The sequence below is a fragment of the Paenarthrobacter sp. TRD_SC_7 genome (assembly GCF_056156245.1).
Map to the genome: position 1 here is coordinate 738224 of NZ_CM149587.1, position 19946 is coordinate 758169.

General features: G+C 62.1%; 17 protein-coding genes. 11 read left to right on the plus strand and 6 right to left on the minus strand.

Annotation, left to right across the window (positions count from 1 at the left end; genetic code table 11):
• Nucleotides 1-181 precede the first annotated feature (181 nt).
• Together AC0J5Z_RS03720 and AC0J5Z_RS03725 are read right to left on the minus strand one after the other, a co-directional pair.
• A complete protein-coding gene (locus AC0J5Z_RS03720) occupies nucleotides 182-1552 on the minus strand; it encodes a formimidoylglutamate deiminase (RefSeq protein ID WP_475037516.1) in 1371 nt (456 codons plus the stop codon).
• Complete coding sequence (locus AC0J5Z_RS03725; RefSeq protein ID WP_475037517.1) at nucleotides 1549-2748, minus strand: allantoate amidohydrolase; 1200 nt, start codon at nucleotides 2746-2748, stop codon at nucleotides 1549-1551. The genes AC0J5Z_RS03720 and AC0J5Z_RS03725 overlap by 4 nt, the downstream gene beginning before the upstream one ends.
• 183 nt (nucleotides 2749-2931) lie before the next feature.
• On the opposite strand from AC0J5Z_RS03725, the gene AC0J5Z_RS03730 reads away from it, so the two are divergent.
• The 7 genes from AC0J5Z_RS03730 (at nucleotide 2932) to AC0J5Z_RS03760 (ending at nucleotide 10864) form a co-directional block, all read left to right on the plus strand.
• On the plus strand, nucleotides 2932-3660 hold the full coding sequence (locus AC0J5Z_RS03730; protein WP_475037518.1) for an IclR family transcriptional regulator: 729 nt from the start codon (nucleotides 2932-2934) through the stop codon (nucleotides 3658-3660).
• A complete protein-coding gene (locus tag AC0J5Z_RS03735; RefSeq protein ID WP_475037520.1) occupies nucleotides 3660-4763 on the plus strand; it encodes an ABC transporter ATP-binding protein in 1104 nt (367 codons plus the stop codon). The genes AC0J5Z_RS03730 and AC0J5Z_RS03735 overlap by 1 nt, the downstream gene beginning before the upstream one ends.
• Nucleotides 4763-5413 carry an ABC transporter permease gene (locus AC0J5Z_RS03740; protein ID WP_014923069.1) on the plus strand — a complete coding sequence of 217 codons (651 nt, stop codon included), beginning with the start codon at nucleotides 4763-4765 and terminating at the stop codon, nucleotides 5411-5413. Before AC0J5Z_RS03735 ends, AC0J5Z_RS03740 begins: the two co-directional genes overlap by 1 nt.
• Entirely contained in the window at nucleotides 5374-6126 is a 753-nt protein-coding gene (locus AC0J5Z_RS03745; RefSeq protein ID WP_475037523.1) for an ABC transporter permease, read from the plus strand. Before AC0J5Z_RS03740 ends, AC0J5Z_RS03745 begins: the two co-directional genes overlap by 40 nt.
• 98 nt (nucleotides 6127-6224) lie before the next feature.
• Complete coding sequence (locus AC0J5Z_RS03750) at nucleotides 6225-7139, plus strand: ABC transporter substrate-binding protein (protein WP_475037524.1); 915 nt, start codon at nucleotides 6225-6227, stop codon at nucleotides 7137-7139.
• Nucleotides 7140-7184: 45 nt separating this feature from the next.
• Nucleotides 7185-8921, plus strand: coding sequence for a urocanate hydratase (locus tag AC0J5Z_RS03755; protein WP_475037527.1), 1737 nt, complete (start codon nucleotides 7185-7187; stop codon nucleotides 8919-8921).
• Nucleotides 8922-9415: 494 nt separating this feature from the next.
• Complete coding sequence (locus AC0J5Z_RS03760) at nucleotides 9416-10864, plus strand: aromatic amino acid lyase (RefSeq protein ID WP_475037529.1); 1449 nt, start codon at nucleotides 9416-9418, stop codon at nucleotides 10862-10864.
• Between the two features lie 83 nt (nucleotides 10865-10947).
• Here the strand turns inward: AC0J5Z_RS03760 and AC0J5Z_RS03765 are convergent, their stop codons facing one another.
• Nucleotides 10948-12600: an MDR family MFS transporter gene (locus tag AC0J5Z_RS03765; protein ID WP_475037532.1), complete on the minus strand. Its 1653-nt coding sequence runs from the start codon at nucleotides 12598-12600 to the stop codon at nucleotides 10948-10950.
• Between the two features lie 133 nt (nucleotides 12601-12733).
• Nucleotides 12734-13207, minus strand: a complete 474-nt coding sequence (gene rraA, locus AC0J5Z_RS03770) for a ribonuclease E activity regulator RraA (RefSeq protein ID WP_475037534.1) — start codon at nucleotides 13205-13207, stop codon at nucleotides 12734-12736.
• A 158-nt stretch (nucleotides 13208-13365) separates the two neighbouring features.
• Between rraA and AC0J5Z_RS03775 the strand changes: the two genes are divergently transcribed.
• Nucleotides 13366-14670: an MFS transporter gene (locus tag AC0J5Z_RS03775; RefSeq protein ID WP_475037536.1), complete on the plus strand. Its 1305-nt coding sequence runs from the start codon at nucleotides 13366-13368 to the stop codon at nucleotides 14668-14670.
• A gap of 2 nt (nucleotides 14671-14672) precedes the next feature.
• Here the strand turns inward: AC0J5Z_RS03775 and AC0J5Z_RS03780 are convergent, their stop codons facing one another.
• A complete protein-coding gene (locus AC0J5Z_RS03780; protein WP_475037539.1) occupies nucleotides 14673-15818 on the minus strand; it encodes an FG-GAP-like repeat-containing protein in 1146 nt (381 codons plus the stop codon).
• Between the two features lie 51 nt (nucleotides 15819-15869).
• Entirely contained in the window at nucleotides 15870-16997 is a 1128-nt protein-coding gene (locus AC0J5Z_RS03785) for an FG-GAP repeat domain-containing protein (RefSeq protein WP_475037541.1), read from the minus strand.
• Nucleotides 16998-17202: 205 nt separating this feature from the next.
• Here AC0J5Z_RS03785 and AC0J5Z_RS03790 point away from each other — a divergent pair, with 205 nt between their 5' ends.
• The 3 genes from AC0J5Z_RS03790 (at nucleotide 17203) to AC0J5Z_RS03800 (ending at nucleotide 19907) form a co-directional block, all read left to right on the plus strand.
• Nucleotides 17203-17814: a TetR/AcrR family transcriptional regulator gene (locus AC0J5Z_RS03790; protein WP_475037542.1), complete on the plus strand. Its 612-nt coding sequence runs from the start codon at nucleotides 17203-17205 to the stop codon at nucleotides 17812-17814.
• A 276-nt stretch (nucleotides 17815-18090) separates the two neighbouring features.
• A complete protein-coding gene (locus AC0J5Z_RS03795) occupies nucleotides 18091-19281 on the plus strand; it encodes an NAD(P)-dependent malic enzyme (RefSeq protein WP_475037544.1) in 1191 nt (396 codons plus the stop codon).
• A 122-nt stretch (nucleotides 19282-19403) separates the two neighbouring features.
• Nucleotides 19404-19907: a DUF456 domain-containing protein gene (locus AC0J5Z_RS03800; protein WP_475037546.1), complete on the plus strand. Its 504-nt coding sequence runs from the start codon at nucleotides 19404-19406 to the stop codon at nucleotides 19905-19907.
• Nucleotides 19908-19946 lie beyond the last annotated feature (39 nt).

Consider the following 19946-nt stretch of genomic DNA (forward strand, 5'->3'; position numbering starts at 1 on the left):
TTAACGCATTACCGCCTGCTTACTAGCTGGGAGTTGACTGGAAGCATTTGAAATGCCACCTATGCCGCCCTGAATGCGTTCTTGACTCTATTTATTGAACACAAAGCACGACGACGGGCGGCGTCTTATGTAGGCAACGTGAGGGCCGCCGTCGTCAGCTTTGTATGCAACCGGTACGCCGCTAGGAGAACTCGTTCAGTGCTTGCGTCAAAAGGATGCCCGGCGCACCGAGGCGTCCATGGACGCCGTTGGAGGCGATCAGTTCTCCTGCAATGACCACCTGCGTGACATCGCTCGCAGTCGCGCTGAAAGCCAGTTGCAGGGGCCGGGATCCGGCAGTCCGGGTCGAGGTGGGATCGAGGACCATGAGGTCGCAGATTCCGCCGACCTGCAGGGACGAGGCGGCGACGGGGGTGGCCATGGAGCGGGTCGCCCCTTCCGTAGCGGTCCGCAGCAGTTCCTCCGGCGAGAACCTCCCTCGTTGGCCCGTGCCCAGACGTTCCCCGTGTTCCAAGGTGCGCATTTCAATCCAGGGATCGATCACCGCGTGCTGGTCAGTGCCCAGCGCAATGGTGGCTCCGGCGTCGCAAAGTTCCCGGGCGGGGCCGATCCCGTCTGCGAGGTCGGCTTCCGTGCTGGGGCACATCACCACGGTGGTGGCTGCTCCTCCCAGCAAGGCAATGTCCCCCTGGGTCAGGTGCGTGGAATGGACAGCTGAGAGCCTGGAAGACAGGAGGCCGTGGCGTTCCAAGAGACCGGTTGGGGTGGTGCCGTATGCCTCCATGCATGCTTGGTTCTCAGCAGGTTGTTCGCTCAGATGGATGTGGAGGGGAATGTCCCGGGGTAGCTGCTTTGCCACGATCTTCAAGGCTTCTTCCGGCACGGCGCGAACGGAGTGCAGGGCAGCTCCGACGCCCACCCTCTCGGGTGGAAACTCCTGTGCAATCGCAGCCCGGAGCGAGGCTAGCCGGCCCAGCCACGCATCCACGTCCGAATCTCCAAACCTTGCCTGCTCGGGACTGAGGGGCGTGCCAATTCCGCCAGACAAATACAAGGTGTCCAGAAGCGTGAGGCGGATCCCTGCGGACATTGCCGCCCTGGCAAGGGCCAACTCCATGGCATGCGGCTCTGTGTACGGCGCGCCATCGGCTTGGTGGTGGACGTAGTGGAACTCGGCCACGCTGCTGAAACCTGTCACCACCATCTCAGCGAATACTGCAGCGGCGAGCTTCTCGTACTTCTCAGGGGTCAGCTCCGACGCGCTCCGGTACATCTGCTCTCGCCACACCCAAAAATCTCCGCGCCCGTCGTGCGTTCTTCCGCGGAGGATCCTGTGGAAGGCGTGCGAGTGTGCGTTGGCCGCCGCGGGGAAGACAACGCCCATCAGTTTCGTGTCGCCGGGGTTGGGCTGCGCGCCGCTTTCCACGGCTGAGATGCGGCCATCGATGGTCTCCACGCGCACGCCCGTAGCTACCTCCGGTACTGCCGGGCCGCCGTCGTCGGAGCCGCCGTCGCCCGCGATAACCGCGGTCTCGCACCAGAAGGTGCTCATAGGAGTCCCTCCAGAACATCGGCCAATGCAACGGCACCCGCAGAGGCGTCCTCGTCGGCTACGTACTCCTCGGGTGAGTGCGAGATACCGCTGGGATTGCGGACAAAGAGCATTGCGGAGGGGACGTAGCCGGCCAGCACGCCGGCATCATGACCGGCTCCGGTCGCCAGCACGGGAGCGCCGGGCAGGAGATCGGTGATGCGACGGCTCAGGCCGGCATCAAAATGCACGGTGTCGCTGTAGGACTCTTCCGTGAGGGTCGCGGTGCAGCCCTCCGCTGCTGCGACATCCTGAGCTGCACGGTAGATCGCTTCGATGAGGTGAGCGGTGACAGCGTCGTCGGGATGACGGGCGTCCAGCCATAGATCCACGCGTGATGCGATGACGTTGGTTCCGCCGGGAACGGGCGTCAAGCGCCCCACTGTCGCCCGGGCGTCCGGCTGCTTGGCGGCTGTGTCTCGAACGGCGAGGACGATCTGCGCGGCCGCGACCATCGGATCGGCGCGGTCTGCCATGAGGGTGGTGCCAGCATGGTTGCCTTGGCCGCTGACGCTGATTTTCCAGCGGCCGTGACCCAGGATTGAACTCCCTACGGCGATCGCAGGACCCTCCTGTCCCAGTCCCTTGCCTTGTTCGACGTGCAGTTCCACGAAGTCGCCTATTCGCGCCAGGGCTTCCGCATCCGGGCCTATGTGGTTGGGATCCAGGCCGTTGGCGCTGGCGACGTCCGCGAAGGAGTCGCCGTTGATGTCGCGCAGGTTAAGGGCCTTGTCGACGTCGATGGCACCGGTGAGGAGCCGCGAACCCAGGCAGGCGACGCCAAAGCGGGACCCTTCCTCCTCAGGGAATACAGTCACGGCGAGCGAACGCGGAGGCTGCACTCCCCGGGCCTTGAGGATATCGATGGCGGCTAGTGCGGAAGCGACGCCGAGGGGTCCGTCGAACGCGCCTCCGCCCGGGACTGAATCGAGGTGGCTGCCGGTGACCAGGGCGCCGTTCCGGGGCTTGCCCCACCAGGCCCAGATGATCCCGTTGCGGTCCGTTTCGACGTCGAGGCCGCGTTGTTGGGCTTGCTCGATGAACCACTGCCTGAGGTCGAGTTCGGGTGTTGTGTAGACGGCCCTTGAGTAGCCTCCGCGCACCGCATCGCGGCCCACGTTCTGAATTGAGGCTAGGAGCTGATTGACGGTTTCCACGTTTTCCTCCGTTTGAAGACTGCCACCAAGTAAAAACCAGATGCCACCAGATGACAAGGGTTCGCGTGACTATTTACCTGGCGGAAACATACCCGCCCCGCCAGAGGGTCCCGTCTCATGGGTGGAATCTTTCGCAATCTTCCAAGAACCTATTGCCATTTGGTGAAAATTGATTTTTACTAAGTGGCAAGACATGGTGATGTAGACCACTTGAAAGCAGGTCAGGCAGTGGCAGCGGATTCTTCCACCCGAACAGTCGAGAGGGCGCTGGCCCTCCTCAGTGCGGTCTGTACTGACGGCTCCATCAGCCTCAGTGACGCAGCACGCGTGGTGGAGCTGTCCGCCAGTACCGCGCTCCGCCTCCTTCGCACCCTCGAAGGCAGCGGTTTCGTGACGCGGGATCCCGGGGGCAACTTCCGCCCGGGCGCCAGTGTCATTCAGCTGGGAGCACTGGCTTTGGGCCAGGAATCCTTGGTGTCGCTTTGCACGCCGCACATGAAGCGGCTTGTGGCTGATACAGGCGAGTCCTGCTACTTGAGTATTCCCGGTCCTGGGGAAACCGGAATCTACATAGCCATCGTCGAAGGTACCCGCTCTGTCCGGCACACCAGTTGGGTCGGCAGGAGCATCCCGCTGGAAGGATCCGCCGCTGGCAGGGTGCTGACAGGCGGACAAAACGGCGGCGGTTACGCCATTGTCCGGAGCGGCGTTGAAGACGACATAACGGCCGTCGCCGCACCCATTGTGATCGGCGGCCGAACAGTGGCAGCCCTCAGCATCGTGGTGCCCAGCTACCGCTTGGACGAGGCGAAGGCCCACACATTCGGCGAGGAACTGGTGAAGGTAGCCGACAGCATCCTCGTGGAACCCGACGGAAACCATGAAGTGCCCCAGGAAAGCATGGAAAAGTAATGATCAAATTTGAAAATGTCACCAAGGCCTACCCTGACGGGACGGTGGCAGTCGACGGCCTCAACCTGGAAGCCCCCACCGGAAAGCTGACCATCCTCGTTGGTCCTTCCGGCTGCGGCAAGACCACCTCCCTGAGGATGATCAACCGCCTCATCGAACCCACCAGCGGCACCATCTACCTGGATGATCAGCCCACCTCCGGCATGGACGCAGCGTTGCTCCGCCGCAGGATCGGATACGTCATCCAGCACGCAGGGCTCTTCCCGCACAAGACCATCGTGGACAACGTCTCCACCATGCCGCTGCTGCTCGGGGAAAGCCGGCAGAAGGCTCGGTCCAAGGCGCTCGAACTGATGGAGCGCGTTGGACTGCCCGCGAGCTTCGCCAAACGTTATCCCTGGCAGCTTTCCGGTGGCCAGCAGCAGCGTGTGGGTGTTGCCCGCGCGCTCGCATCTGACCCGGCGTTCATGCTGATGGATGAGCCTTTCAGTGCCGTGGACCCTGTAGTACGCGCGCAGCTTCAGGAGGAGTTCCTGCGTCTGCAGCGCGAAATCGGCAAAACCATCATCATGGTCACCCACGACATCGACGAGGCCCTCAAGCTCGGGGACCAGGTTGCCGTGATGCGCGTGGGCGGCAAGCTTGCACAGATGGCGTCCCCTTCAGAGCTACTCACAGCGCCCGCAGACGAGTTCGTGGCCGACTTCGTGGGCCGTGACCGCGGTTACCGCTCCCTCGGCTTTACGAAAACCGCTGGCGCTGTGGCTATCGGCGAAGAAGCCGTGGTTCACCTGGGTGCTTCCGCGGATGAGGCTCGCGCCAAGGCGCTGGGTGCTTGGGTGTTGGTGGTCGACGGCGGCCGGAAGCCTCTCGGTTGGGCGCAGACACAGCTTCTCAATGGTGAGGTGAAGCAGGAGAACCTGAATCTCAGTGGGATCCCGGCAGCGGCATCAGGAACCATGCGCCAACTGCTCGATGCTGCCCTCTCCTCGCCAAGCCGCCGCGGCGTGGTTGTCAACGAGCATGGCGAATTGATTGGGACCGTGTCTGCAACGGACGTGGTCAAGGCCATCGAGGCCGAACCACACCTGGAGACGATCTGATGAACTTCGAGTGGCTGGGCCGCCAGTTCGACAACATTGTGTTCCTGCTAGGCTGGCACGTTCTGCTGGCCGTCACCCCACTGATCCTGGGGCTGCTCATCGCACTGCCCCTTGGCTGGTGGGCGCACCGCAGCCGGCGGATCTACCCGCTCTTGGTGGGTGTGGCCGGGCTGCTCTACACCGTCCCCTCCCTGGCGCTCTTCGTGCTCCTTCCACTGGTCCTGGGTACCAAGATCCTGGACCCGCTCAACATTGTGGCCGCACTGACCATCTACACCGTGGCCCTGCTGGTCCGTGTGGTGGCAGATGCCCTCGATTCCGTTCCGGAGGATACCGTCCAAGCCGCCAAGGCCATGGGTTATCGCGGCTACCAGAGCCTTCTGAAAGTTGAACTTCCCGTGGGTGTCCCGGTGATTTGCGCAGGCTTGCGCGTCGCCGCCGTCTCCAACGTGAGCCTCGTATCCGTCGCCGCCCTGCTGGGTATCCCGCAGCTTGGCTCACTCTTCACGCAGGGCTTCCAGCTCCGTTTCTACACTCCGATCATCGCCGGCATTGTGCTTTGCGTGGTCCTGGCCATGATCCTGGACGGACTCATCATCCTCATCAACCGGTGGCTGACACCGTGGACCCCCAAGGTGGTGGCATCGTGAATTACTTGTTCGACCCCGCACACTGGAACGGCGCAGACGGCATCCCAACGCTGATCGGCGAGCATCTCCTGTACTCCCTCATTGCATTGGTTATTGCCGCCATCATCGCCGTGCCGCTGGGTATTTACATCGGTGTGACAGGCAAAGGCGTGTTCATGATCGCCGGCCTGGCCAACGCCCTCCGGGCCCTTCCCAGCGTGGGCTTGCTGATCCTGCTGGTCCTGCTGATCTCACCGGCATTCCCGTCCCGGATGGGTTACGTCCTGCCCAGCCTTATCGTGCTGGTACTGCTGGCAGTTCCGCCTATCCTGACCAACACCTATGCCGGTGTTCGCGCGGTGGATGCCGCCGCCGTCGACGCCGCAAAAGGCATGGGTTTCCGCACCATGAAGATCCTCACGGACGTCCAGCTGCCCTGCTCTCTTCCGCTGGTTTTGTCCGGTGTCCGCAGCGCACTTTTGCAAATCATCTCGACCGCGACCATCGCCGCATACATTTCGCTTGGCGGTCTGGGCCGCCTCCTGATCGACGGCAAGGCCCAGAACGATTACGGACAAATGGTCGCCGGCGCCGTACTGGTCGCCCTGCTGGCATTGTTCTTCGACCAGCTTCTCGCTTTCATCACCCGCCGCGTTGTCTCACCCGGATTGACCCGGCGCACCATCAAGTCGGCCGCTGTGGCCGAACCCGTGAAGACCCCCGTCACGGTCTAACCAACACCGGCGCCGGTGGTTCGGCGCACAAGATTCACCTCCACCCACCCCAACCTGGCCGCTGCATGCCGTGCAGCACCCATTTCAGGAGAGTTGACATGAAGAAGTACCTCACTGGATTCACCCTGGCAGCCGTCGCTGCCATCACCCTGAGCGCCTGTGGCGGCGGGGACCCCATGAGCTCATCCAACACAGCCGCAGCAGGGGGTTCGGGCGACAGCATCATCGTAGGTTCCGCGGACTTTCCCGAGAGCCAGCTGATCGCCAAGATCTACGCCGAAGCCTTGAAGGCCAAGGGCGTTGAGGTCACGGAGAAACCGAGCATCGGCAGCCGCGAGGTCACCATTCCTGCCCTTAAGGACGGTTCCATCGACCTCATGCCGGAATACGGTGGCGCACTCCTGCAGTACCTCGACTCCGCCACCAAGGCCGTCTCGTCCGAGGACGTTGCCAAGGAGTTGACCACCAAGATCCCGGCAGGCCTGACCGTTCTGACTGCTTCCGAAGCGGAGGACAAGGACGTCCTCACCGTCAAGAAGGAAATCGCCGATCAGTACAACTTGAAGACCATCGAAGACCTCCAGCCGGTTGCCAAGGAACTCGTCTTGGGTGGTCCGCCGGAGTGGAAGACCCGCCTCAACGGCGTTGCCGGCCTGAAGTCCGTCTACAACCTTGAGTTCAAGGAATTCTCAGCGCTCGACGCCGGTGGGCCGCTCACGCTGAACGCCCTCCTTTCCGGCCAGGTACAGGTAGCCGACCTCTTCAGCACCGACCCCGCGTTGGCTGAGAACAACCTTGTGGCGCTGGAGGACAACAAGAACCTCTTCCTTTCCGAGAACATCGTGCCGGTCATCAACGAGAAGAAGTCCACGGACACCGTCAAGGAAACGCTGGATAAGGTCTCAGCTGCGCTCACAACGGAGGACCTGATCAAGATGAACGGCCGCGTGGCCAAGTTCGAAGATATCGGCGAAATCGCCAAGGAATGGCTCAAGACCAAGAACCTGGGTTAGTCCCTGCTGGTTCCCTTCAGCCGGTTGCTTTTAGAGGAGTAAAGAATGACTGCCGATTTCACTTCTGGTGCCCGTCCGGTTAAGGCCGCGCGGGGTACTGAGCTTACTGCCAAGTCGTGGCAGACCGAGGCGCCGTTGCGCATGTTGATGAATAATCTGGATCCGGAGGTTGCTGAGCGTCCGGATGATTTGGTGGTGTACGGCGGTACGGGTCGTGCGGTCCGGTCGTGGGCTGCGTTTGATGCGATCACCCGGACGCTGGAAACGATGGAGAAGGACGAAACCCTCCTGGTGCAGTCGGGCAAGCCGGTGGGTGTGTTCCGCACCCATGAGTGGGCTCCCCGGGTGTTGTTGGCGAACTCGAACCTGGTGGGGGATTGGGCGACGTGGCCCGAGTTCCGCCGGCTTGAGGCTGAGGGTTTGATGATGTATGGGCAGATGACGGCCGGGTCGTGGATTTACATCGGCACCCAGGGCATCTTGCAGGGCACGTACGAAACCTTCGCCGCGGTGGGGAACAAGCTCGCTGCGGAGGGCCGTCACCCCGCCCCGGCTCCGGCGGGTTCTACGGAGGGCCCGCTGGCTGGCACGCTGACCCTGACTGGTGGTTGTGGTGGCATGGGCGGCGCGCAGCCGCTGGCCGTCACGCTGAACGATGGTGCGTGCCTGATTGTGGACGTCGACGAGACCCGCCTGCGCCGTAGGGCCGGGAAGCGGTACCTGGATGAGGTCGAGACGGATCTGGATGCTGCGATCAGGAAGGTCCAGGCCGCGAAGGATGAGCGCCGCGGCTGGTCCGTGGGGTATGTGGGCAACGCCGCTGAGGTCTTCCCCGAACTCCTCCGCCGGCATAAGGCCGGCGAGGTGACCTTTGATGTGGTCACGGACCAGACGTCCGCGCACGACCCCCTGAGTTACTTGCCGGAGGGCATCACCGTGGCCGAGTGGCATGTTGAGGCCGGGGCGGATCCGGAAGGCTTCACGAAGAAGGCCCAGGCCTCGATGGCACGTCAGGTCCAGGCGATGGTGGAGTTCCAGGACGCCGGGGCTGAGGTGTTTGATTACGGTAACTCCATCCGTGATGAGGCCCGCACGGGCGGGTACGAGCGGGCGTTTGAGTTCCCCGGTTTCGTTCCGGCGTATATTCGTCCGTTGTTTTGCGAGGGTCTTGGCCCGTTCCGCTGGGTCGCGTTGTCGGGGGATCCGGAAGACATCGCCGTGACCGATGCGGCGATCAAGGAGTTGTTCCCGGAGAACAAGCACCTGCATAAGTGGTTGGATGCTGCGGCGGAGCGGGTGGAGTTCGAGGGCTTGCCGGCACGTATTTGCTGGCTCGGGTACGGTGAGCGGGCCAAGGCCGGGTTGTTGTTCAACCAGTTGGTCAAGGAGGGCAAGGTCAAGGCCCCGATCGTGATCGGTCGTGATCACCTGGACTCCGGTTCGGTCGCGTCTCCGTACCGGGAGACCGAGGCCATGGCTGACGGGTCCGACGCGATTGCTGACTGGCCGTTGCTGAACGCGCTGATCAATACCTCTTCGGGTGCTACCTGGGTTTCGATCCATCACGGCGGCGGGGTCGGGATTGGCCGGTCCCTGCACGCCGGGCAGGTTTCCGTGGCTGACGGCACCGACCTGGCCGCGGAAAAGCTCGAACGGCTGTTGACCAACGACCCCGGCATGGGCGTCATCCGCCACGTCGACGCCGGCTACGACCGCGCCGTCGAGGTCGCCAACGAACGCGGCGTCCGCATCCCCATGAACGAGACCGCAAGCACGCGTTAGCAGCGTATCGAATAAGTCCCAGGACGGCTTGTGCAAGGCACCTTTGCACAGCCGTCCTGGGGCAACCAGGGCAACAGCCGTATGTACACGTTCAGCACATCCATTTGAAAGCCAGGAAACACACCATGGACAGGCAGAGCCCGGCAGTGTGGGCGTCAGTCACTATCGGAGCGCAGGTGACAATGACAAAGCGCGGCCACAATCCGTTTCGGGGGACTGTGGCTGATCGAACCGCCGACGGAACAATTCTCTGGGTCCTTTCCAAGACCGGGATTCGGAAGCTCTTTCACATTGAGGACGGGTTTCAATTGACCCCAGGTGGACGATGAGAGCACAATCATTGCCACTGAACGAACCAGATACTCAGGCTCATGCAACGGACCGGGATAAACCCTCCTTTAGGGATGGCGCACGCATCGAACAAACCCAGGTCTGTTGTCCGGAGGATTGCTTCTATTGCACGGCGCCGGAAACTGACTAGAAAGGATCGGTTCATGATAGTGATCGATGGCTTGTCGCTGGGCATGGCCGACGTCGTAGCGGTAGCCGACGGCGAAGACGTCACCTTGGCTCCGGAAGCGGTTACCCGTATGGACAATTCGCGGAAGTCGGCGGAAGCTACGGCGTTGCGGCGTCCAGTCTATGGCCGGTCGACCGGGGTCGGGGCGAACCGCACAGTTTCCCTGACGGAAGGCGATGGCGGAGACACGCACGGTCTGAAGCTTCTCCGCAGCCACGCAGTCGATGCGGGAAGGCCACTTGATCGCAGGACCGTTCGTGCGATGTTGGTTGTCAGGCTCAGCCAACTGGCTTCCGGGGGATCTGGAATCAACCCCACGATTGCCGAAGCGTTGGTGGAACTCATCAACACCGACGTCGTCCCGGAAGTCCGCGAGTTCGGTGGCATCGGGACGGCCGACCTGCAGGCGCTTGCCGGCACGGCCCTGACGATGCTGGGAGAACGTGCGCCCATGGACAGAGGAAAGGTTCCGTTCCGACTGGATGGTTGGGCTACTGCCGACGCCCTTCCGTTCATCAGCTCCAGTGCACTGACTATCGGTCAAGCGGTCTTGGGTCACCAAAAACTGTCAAGGCTTTTGGACAATGCAGCGTCAGTGGCGGCCCTGTCTTTCGTTGCGATGTCGGGCAACTCCGAGGCGCTGAGCCCGGCAGTAGCGGCAGTAGCGGACACTTCAGCAGTGGCATCGGCTGCAAACATGTTCCATGGCATGGTTCACGGCATCGGCGAGGCCGCCCGAATCCAGGATCCTTACTGTTTGCGGACATTGCCCCAGATCTTTGGTTCCCAAGCCGAAGAGCTTGAAGCATTGGATGCCTTGTTGAGCCGTCTCGTCACAGCAGGTAATGAGAATCCGCTCGTTCACGGCTCGCCGTCCGACGACACGAACGATGTCGCCCACCATGGTCTTTTTCAGATGACCAACCTTGCCCGCCGCGTGGATACCCTGCAGCTTGCCATCGGCGCGGCGTGCGCCACTCACCTGCGCAGGATTGACCTCCTTTGCGACCCGAACTACACGGGCCTCCACCCCTTCCTGGCTGAGGACGGATCCGGCCAGTCCGGGGTGATGATGCTCGAATATGTGGCTGCGGCTGCCGTCGGTCGGATCCGTGCCAATGCCCAGCCGGTAAGTCTGCAGACCGTGGTGCTGTCACTCGGGGCTGAGGAGGATGCCAGCTTTGCGAGCGTGGCCACCGCCCAGTTGGAATCGACGGCGGACGCACTCGCCGCTGTTGTCGCCGTCGAGCTTGTTTGTGCTTCACGGGCCCTGCGTCTGCAGGGGCGGCGAGCTGATGAGTTCGCCAGCCCCCGGCTGCGCGCCATGATGCAGGCAGGTTTCACGCTGCCGTCCGATGTGGGGGACCGTGACCTTAGGGGTGATCTGGAGCAGGCCACCGAGCTTATCGGGGCTTCCTACTAGAATCCATCGGCCGAAAGCGAACGGCTTAAAACAAGAACGGCAGGCGGTCCGAGGACTGCCTGCCGTTCTTGGTACCCGTGAACTTAGTGCGCCGGAACGGATTCCTTGGCTGCGACCTTGGGGTCCGTCAGCTTCTTGTTGGGCAAGGCGAAGCTGATAAGGAAGGCAAGGAGCATGAGCCCGGCAGCCGTGAGCATGACGATGTCGATTGCTTGGGCAAAGCCTTCGGTGATCGGTCGCGTCAGGGTGCTGTTTGCCGTGTGGAGCCAGCTGGTGTCGTTCAGCGACTCATTGTTGGCGCCGTTTTTGAAGAAGTCGAAGAGTTTGGCGTTGGCGGGGTCGGAGGCCACAGCCGGGTCCTTCATGACCGCTTGGTAATCCGGGTTGGAAGCGGCAGACTTCATGCCGTCGGCAATCTTGTCGGCCGCCGTGCTGAAGAGCATGGAGATGAACACCGCTGTGCCCACCGCTCCACCCATCGAGCGGAAGAACGCCGCTGTCGAGGTACCCACGCCCATATCCTTGGGCGGGACCGAGACCTGCATGGCAAGGGTGAGCGGCTGCATGCAGAACCCCAGTCCCACGCCGAAGAAGACAGCGATCAGGCCAGGAACCCACAGCCCGGTATCGACGCCGAGAACCAACCCCATGACCGTGGCTGCAGCAGCCAGCACAGCCGTGCCCATGATGGGGAAGATCCGGTACACGCCTGATGAGGAGATGGTTCGACCTGCCGAAATGGACCCAAAGAGGATGCCCACAGTAAAGGTGATCATCATCAGGCCGGCCTCTGTGGGCGTGAGGCCCTTCACCAATTGCAGGTACATGGGCAGCATGGCAATAGCACCAAACATGCCGATGCCGATGATGAAGTTCAGCAGCGATGACAGCCCGAACGTCATGTTCTTGAAGAGGCGCAACGGAATCAGTGCGTAATCGCCGGCACGCTTCTCAGCGAGGAGGAACGCGACGATGCCGATGACGCCGATGCCGTAGCAGAGCCAGGATGCGCCGGAGGCCCAACCCCAAACGCGGCCCTGCTCTGCAACCAGCAGCAACGGCACAATTGCCAAGGTGATGGCCGCCGCACCCCAGTAGTCGATCTTTTGCTTCACGTGCCGCGCCGGCAGGTGAAGGTACATAAAGACAACAACAAGGGCAGCGAGCCCGATGGGCAGATTAATGAAGAAGACCCAGCGCCAGCCGTCGAAGCCCAGAATGTTGGATGAGCCCGCAAAAGCACCGCCAATCACCGGGCCGAGAACCGAAGAAATGCCGAAAACGGACATGAAGTAGCCCTGGTACTTTGCCCTGTCCTTCAGCGCCACGATGTCGCCAATGATGGTGAGCGCCAACGCCAGCAGGCCACCGGCGCCAAGGCCCTGGATACCGCGGGCTATGGCCAACTCAGTCATGGAGTGGACTGATCCCGCATAGAGGGAACCAGCCAGGAAGATCACGATGGCCACCAGGTACAACGGTCGGCGGCCGAAAATGTCGCTGAGCTTGCCGTAGAGCGGGGTGCTCACAGTTGACGTAATGAGGTACGCCGTCGTGGCCCACGCCTGGAGGGATAAGCCGTCAAGGTCGTTGGCGATGGTGTAAATGGACGTGGACACGATGGTCTGGTCCAGCGAGGACAGGAACATGCCGAGCATGAGTCCCACCATGACGGTGAGCGTCTGACGATGGGTCAGGACCTCTCCGGCTGCCCGTACGGGCGCGGTTTTGGACATATCTTCTCCAGAGGTGGCAGAAAAGTGGATTAAGCAGGATAGTTGCTTTCAGTAACTATCCTACTGCCCGGTTGATTCCTGTCGGGAGAATATTTCTTCCACTTTGCTTCTAGATCGGCACCTGCTGAGAGAATCAGCGCTCCACGAGGATGCCGTCCGGGTCGCAGAAGATCATCACGCCGGGCTGGACCCGCACGCGATCGATCACCAGCTGAACGTCCACCTCGCCCACTCCTGTCTTAGCGCTCTTTTTTGGGTTGCTGCCCAGAGCTTTGACGCCCAAGGGCAGGCGGGCGATGGCCTCGCGGTCGCGGATGGCTCCGTTGATAATTACGCCCGCCCAGCCGTTTGCTACGGCACTTTCCGCGATCATGTCACCCATGAGCGCTGTCCTCAGCGACCCCTGGCCATCGATGACCAGAACGGCTCCGTCCCCGGGAGTGCTCAGGACGGTCTTCACCAGGGCGTTGTCCTCGAAGCATCGAATAGTGCGGACAGGCCCACTGAAGTGTGTGTGGCCACCCAAATTCTGAAACTGGACGGCTATGGATTCCAGTTCCTCGCCGCGTTCGTCGTAGAGATCGGCGGTATTTACTTGCTCGCTCATAGTGCTGCTCCTCTATCGGTTTGAGGCCACACTAACGCGCGCGTCACGGTTGCCGCGGGAGATGTTTCGGCCTATGTGGATAAAAAGTGCGACGGCGGTTCAGTGTCGCTCCACCGCGCTAGGCTGAATCCAAACATTGATATGAGGGGGAACCTGCTATGAGCTTGTCCGATCTACCGGGCCCGGTGCCGGATCCAGCAGTAGTCCGTGGCGGAACCACCACGGCACTGTCCGAGCCTGTTACCCGAGTTCGGCCGATCTGGGTCACCGGCGTTGTTCTGGTCAACCTGGGCATCAACGCAGCGTTCTTTGGCCCCCTCCAAGTTCTTCTCGGACAGCAGGCGGCCCACTTCGATGAAGGCCAGAAGGAAGCGATCCTGGCTTTGGTCACTGGCTGTGGTGCGGCCGTTTCCATGGTGGCAAACCCGCTCTTCGGGGCGTTCAGCGACCGCACTACCTCCCGGTTTGGTCGCCGTGTTCCCTGGGTTGTGATGGGCGCCATCCTGGCAGCTGTCGCGCTCGTTGCTTTGGCCGGCGCTCCCAACGTCGCGGCCATGACCGTGCTTTGGTGTCTGGTGCAGGCCGGAGCCAACGCCATGTATGCCGCTATCACCGCGGCCGTTCCGGACCGCGTCCCGGTTCCACAGCGCGGAACTGTGGGCGGACTGGCCGCAATGGGGCAGACAGTGGGCATTCTGATCGGCGCGGTGATCGCGGCGGTCGTTGTTGGAAACTTTGCCGCCGGTTACTGGCTGTGCGCTGCAGCGTTGCTCGCCGGCGTCGTGCTTTACCTCTTCAAGAATGACGATCAGCAGCTTCCACCAACCGAACGTCCGCCCTTCAACCTGGCAGAGTTCCTCAAGGGCTTCTGGATTTCGCCAAAACGCCACCCGGATTTCGCGTGGGCATGGCTGACCAGGCTGTTGGTCAGCACGGGTAATCATATGGTCACGCTTTATTTGCTGTTCTTCCTCAGCGATGCCGTGCATTTGAAGGAAACCGAGGGTATTGAGCCCGAGTTCGGTGTCCTCATCCTCACCGGGCTATACGCCGTAACCGTGATTATCACCAGCGTGCTAGGTGGGCGGTTGAGTGACCGAATGGGCAAGCGAAAGCCGTTGGTTATCGCCTCGTCCGTCATCATTGCCGTCGCGTCGCTGATCTTGGCCTTTGCGCCGACATGGATCGGAGGGCTGACCGGTGCGCTGGTGCTGGGAATCGGGTTCGGAGCCTACCTCGCGGTGGACTTCGCACTCATCACCCAAGTCCTGCCTACAGCCATGGATCGCGGACGGGATTTGGGTGTCATCAATATCGCCAACTCACTGCCGCAAGTCTTGGCCCCGGTGATCGCGCTCCCATTCGTCCAGTACTGGGGCGGCTACGTCTCGCTGTATGTAGCCGCCGCAGTGATCGGCCTCTTGGGAGCAGTGTTCGTGGTGAAGATCAAGAGCGTGGCTTAGGCCTAGAACAGGACCGTGAACCCGCCCCAGCCCCAGCCCACCACTTCAGCCCCAGCCCAGCCGGCATTGCCGTTGCCGTAGTAGGCGCGCAATTGGCCCGAGCCGTCCACGGCAAAGACGTCGAGGCTGCCGTCGGCGTTGATGTCGCCTGCGCTGCCGATCTTGCTCATGCCGTTCCAGCCTTGACCAACAACGGTCATGCCGTTCCAGCCACCTATGCCGTTTCCGCTGTAGAGCCTCAGGTAGCCGGAAGCATCGCGAGCCAGGACGTCAACGTTTGTGTCGCCGTCGAAGTCGCCGGGGGTGATGATCGCGTTCAGGGCGTTCCAGCCTTGGCCGGCCACGGACCTGGGCAGCCATCCGCCCTCCCCGTCCCCGGGGTAGAGGTAAAGAATTCCATTGGCATCGCGGGCCAGGATGTCGTTGGTGCCGTCGCTGTTGAAGTCCCCGGGGGCCACCAGCGACGTGAAGATGTTCCAACCGGTGCCAACTTTCCGGGGACCGTTCCAGCCGCCCGAACCATCGCCGCTGTACAGGTAAAGGCCGCCGGCCGAGTCCCTGCCCAGGACGTCATTGCTGCCGTCGCCGTCAAAGTCGCCGGGGGAGAGCACTGTGGGGAAGATGTTCCAGCCGGCGCCCACGGTCCGAGCCGGTTCCCAGCTGTTGGATACCCGCGGGTACATCATCAGGGCGCCGTCGGATCGGCGGGCCAGAAGCTCGAACGCGCCGCGGCCGGTAAATCCATTCGGGCGGTTGGACGCAGAAATCGGTGCGGTTTCCTCGCTGGCGACTTCCAAGCCTTCGCAGGGATGGTTTGCCACCAGGTGTGCGGCTATGGTCTTGCCGCGGTCTTCTTCGGTGAGGACATAGTCGGGCCAGGTGGGGTGGTCCGTCGCCACTTCACCATCGCGCGTCCAGTAGATGCGGGTATCCGGACCCGAGGCTTGGGCGCAGCCCTTGTAGGCCATGTAGTCCCAGGTAACCGTGAGTGTGGAACCAACATAAGGAGCACCGCTTATCACGGGAGGTTCCGGGTCCATGGTGGCCATTGCGGGAGCGGGGGCCAGGACAACCGCTGCAAAAATAGCAGCCCCTAATCCGGCCATTGCCCGGCGCACGCCAGACGTAGGGCGTGATGTAGCTAACATAGTGTCCTCCCCAGACTTTATGTGGCTAATGGTACCGCGTCTGGGATCTCCCTAGAAGATTGCTGTGAACCACCCGAAGCCAGCGCCGACAGCATTGAAACCCTTCCATCCGGTCCTGCCGTCGCTGTAGTAGGCAAGCAAGCGACCCTGCGGGTCTACCCCGTAAACATCTGGGAAGCCGTCGCCGTTAAAGTCGCCGGCACCGCCTACGAACTTGAGTGCGTTCCATCCGACGCCAATCATCCAGGACCGTGTCCAGCCGCCTGCACCGTTGCCCCCATAAAAGAACAGGTAGCCGTTGCGGTCACGCGCGAGTACATCCACATTGCCGTCGCCATTGAAGTCGCCCGGTGTTACCAAAGCGTCCATGGCGTTCCATCCGGTCCCGACGGCGGTTCGCGCCAACCAGCCTCCGGCACCATTGCCTGGGTAGAGATACAGGGCGCCGCCGGGTTCTCTTGCGAGGACATCGTTGTGGCCGTCACCGTTGAAGTCGCCCGGGCCGATGATGGAATCGAACACGTTCCACCCGTTGCCGATCGCTTTGGCCGGTTTCCAACCGCCTGCGCCGTCACCGCCGAAGAGGTACAGCCCGCCAACGGAGTCACGGACAATCATGTCGCTTTTGCGGTCACCATCGAAGTCACCGGGGGAGAACGCGACGTTGAAGATGTTGAAGCCGTAGCCCACGGTTCGGGCAGGATCCCACGCGGCGCCGGTGCGACCATAGAGCAGCAGCGCGCCGTCATTGGCGCGGGTCAAGAGTTCGAAGCTGCGTCCTGTGAAACCTGCCGCCCGGTTAACGGCACCTACAGGCTTGGTTTCGTTGCTGTGCAGGGATTCTCCACCGCAGGCCGTTTTGCTTGCAGTTACGTGCGCGGCCATCCGGGCGCCGGTGTCATCCGCCTCAAGGACGTAGCTCCGCGTTGTTTCGCCTGCCACGAGGAAGCCATCCCGGGTCCAGTAGACCGTGAAGTCCGGGCCTTTGCCGCCTCCGCAACCATAGAACGTGTAGGGGCCGATTTCCGCAGTCAGTTTCTTGCCGACGAACGCTTCACCATTGAGTACGGGGTCGGGCCCGTTGCTGGGCGCGGCCGACGCCGGTAGGGGGCTAAGTGCCAGGGCCGCCATAGTGGCGGTCAGTAGCGTCGCTGCAATCCGACGTCGTAATGTCCCCATGTGTGTTCCTCCCGGTACGCCATCCAAACCTGCATGAAGTGTATGTGCCTGCAGGGTCGATAGCCGGGAGCGGCATGGGCTCATGGTGCAAAGGGAGCTCTCAGGAAACGGTCATTTTGCTCCCGTATCATTGATGCGATCGGCCAGCCGCGGTCCTTGACCCAGCCGGCCGTTTCCTTGTCAGCCTGCCAAGAGATCGCCGGAAATGCCCGCATCAAACTCACTGGAACCCTACTCCCTTGACCTGACCACGGGGCTTCCCCGCATGGCTGCCGCGCCAACTACTCCTCGGCAGCAGCTGCGCTATGCCCGCATCCTGAAGACGGCCGAAGGATTTGCCCAGCGGCAGTTCGATACCTTGAGCTTGTCTGACGTTGCTGCCCGCGCTGATATTCCACTTGGGACGCTCTATCGCTACTTTCCCTCCACGGCACACCTCATGCTGGCGGTCTATCGGCAGCAACTGCGGGAACTCCGCGATGGCGTCCGACTGCGTGAAGGCAAAGGGCACGCCCTCGCGGGTTTGATGATGGAGATCTTCCACTTGCGGGTCATGCAGCCGGCCGTGGAACACTGCCTCATCCGGCCCGCCGGCAAGGACGATGACACGGCGCAGCTGTTGCGCGAAATTGATGCCCTGTCCGAGGAAGTGGTTGGCTCACTGAGCCAGGACGCCGGCAGGGACACCGCCAGGGCCCGGATCCTGTTGCACTTGGTGAGTGGGTTGGTGCAGGCGGTCCGCTGCCGCCGGCTCTCGCTGTTTGAGGCCGAGAAGGATCTTAAGAAAGCGTGCACGCTGCTCACTGGCGAGGAGTGAAAGTCCTGCTGGTCTAGACCGGAGTGTTGTCAGAACACGTTTTTTCGCATGACGTGGGTCACAATCTGCGCTGGTTGAACGTTTTACTCTCGAATCATCTCTCTTGGTATTGAATCTTGTACCCTCAGGGCTTCCCTAGGCTGGAAACACCGAAGCGGCTAGCAGCCCCCTATCTGCAGAAGCAATGCCGGACCAGTCACCCTTGGTCCGCACCAGCAGTTCTGTTCCTGCCCGAATCGTGCCGTGGGTTCACGGCTAGCCTGAGGAGACAAAGACGTGTCCATTGAGACAATTGCAACTGATAACGACGCCCTGGTACTGAGCGAAGAAGAGATCTTCGCCGCCCACGAAGGCGGCAAGCTGACCATTTCCAGCACCGTTCCGCTCAATAACAAGCGCGACCTTTCCATCGCATACACTCCGGGCGTCGCGCAGGTCAGCCGCGCGATCCATGCCAACCCCGAACTTGCCCGCACGCACACCTGGGCTGAACGCCTGGTTGTTGTGGTCAGCGATGGCACAGCCGTTCTGGGTCTCGGCAACATTGGCCCCAGCGCCTCATTGCCGGTCATGGAGGGAAAGTCTGCCCTGTTCAAGTCCTTCGGCGACCTCGACTCCATCCCACTGGTGCTCAACACCACCGACGTGGACGAGATCATCGAGACTCTGGTCCGTCTCCGCCCGAGCTTCGGCGCCGTGAACCTTGAGGACATCTCGGCTCCGCGTTGCTTCGAACTCGAAGAGCGTCTCATCGAAGCCTTGGACTGCCCGGTCATGCACGATGACCAGCACGGCACCGCCGTCGTGGTTCTTGCCGCCCTGACCAACGCTGCCAAGGTGACCCAGCGCGAACTTTCCGGCCTCAAAGTAGTTGTCTCCGGCGCAGGCGCCGCAGGTATCGCCATTGCCGAGATTCTTCTTGCTGTTGGCATCGAGGACGTCATCCTGCTCGACTCCAAGGGCGTGGTCAACGCTGACCGTGCCGACCTCGTGGCTGACCCCGGCAGCGTCAAGGCCCGCATGGCCCAGCGGACCAACCCGCGCGGCATCACCGGTGGTCCGGGTGAAGGTCTGACGGGCGCAGACGTTTTTGTAGGGGTCTCCTCTTCCAAGCTGGACGAAGAGCACCTGAAGCTCATGAACGACCAGTCGATCGTGTTCGCCCTCTCCAACCCGGACCCGGAAGTTCTTCCCGAGGTTGCCCGGAAGTACGCAGCAGTCGTTGCTACGGGCCGCAGCGACTTCCCGAACCAAATCAACAACGTGCTGGCCTTCCCCGGCATCTTCCGCGGCGCACTCGACGCCAAGGCCCGCCGCATCACGCCTGCCATGAAGATCGCCGCGGCCAATGCCATCGCTGAACTGGCCGCGGAAGACCTTTCCGCGGATTACATCGTGCCGAGCCCGCTGGACGCCCGAGTGGCACCGGCCGTCACCGCGGCTGTTGCGGCTGCAGTGACCGAGTAGCGGTTACCAACGCAAGACCGACGACGGCGACGCCTCCCGTGCTGGGGAGCGTCGCCGTCGTTTGTGGTTAAGCCGGCCTGGCTGCGCCGCCGTCCGACCAAGCGGCCCATAGACTTGGGGCCATGAATGCCGAACTTATCGTGACCATCCTGTGCGGCCTGGCCATTGCGGTAGGTGTCGCCGGAACCATCATTCCCGTGCTCCCCGGGAGCATCCTCATTGGCGCGAGCCTGCTGGCCTGGGCCATCTGGGGAGGTGCGGGTCCCCTCGGCTGGGTCATCTTCGCCATTGGAATGGTGTTCGTGGTGGCTGGGATGGCGGCGAGCGCCGTGCTCACCGGGCGGAAGCTGAAACAACACGGCATTCCCAACAGGTCGGTGCTGATCGGTGTGGTCCTGGGTGTTGTGGGAATGTTCGTCATTCCCGTGGTGGGGCTTTTCGTGGGGTTCGCGGTCGGGCTTCTTCTCAGTGAAGTACAGCGGACCCGTGACTTCCGCACGGCTGTGCGTTCGAGCGGCGCTGCGCTGAAAGCGACCGGCATCGGCATCCTGGTGGAGTTCGGACTCGCCTGTGCTGCGGCCAGTACGTGGATCATCGGCGTGTGGATCGACGCGGTGAACGGCTAAGCCCCTTCAAACCTTGCGTCGAAATGGCAGCTCACCCCC